The following is a 400-nucleotide window of genomic DNA, read 5'->3' as shown; positions in this document are numbered from 1 at the left end:
CGATCAGCGCGACGCTCTGCGCCGCCGATGCCCGCACCCAGCTCGCCTACATGGCCACGCCCACCGATGTGTTCGCCGTGCCCGAAGCGGTCGCGCGCGCCTCGATGGACGCCTATGCCGGGCGGGGTGTCGTCAAGAAGCTGGTGCAGTACGGCGCCCGGCTCGGCAGCGCCGGCCGGGGCTTTGCGCCGCACATGGACGGCCTCGTGGATGCCGGCGACTTCGGCCACTGGGGCCTCGTGGACGCCCTCGTCGTGGAGCAGGGTCCGAACTACGCGCTGGCCAAGCGGCTGCAGCAGTGGCGGGCGCTGGTCGCCCGGGCGGACGGGCACCGCGTGGCCTTCAACGTGGCGCCGAGCACGACGACGGCTTCGGTCGTCTCCAACCCGCTGCTGGCCGC

1 protein-coding gene is annotated in these 400 nt (G+C 73.5%); it reads left to right on the top strand.

All coding sequences use genetic code 11. The annotated features are described in order from the left end of the window. On the top strand, positions 1-400 hold a 400-nt coding region (locus tag ACLZOT_RS50250; protein ID WP_416976023.1), incomplete at both ends, for a hypothetical protein.

It is taken from the genome of Streptomyces sp. 4F14 (assembly GCF_048159485.1).
Classification (GTDB): Bacteria; Actinomycetota; Actinomycetes; order Streptomycetales; family Streptomycetaceae; genus Streptomyces.
Note: the sequence above shows the minus strand (reverse complement) of the source record. Positions and strands in the feature narration are given on the sequence as shown.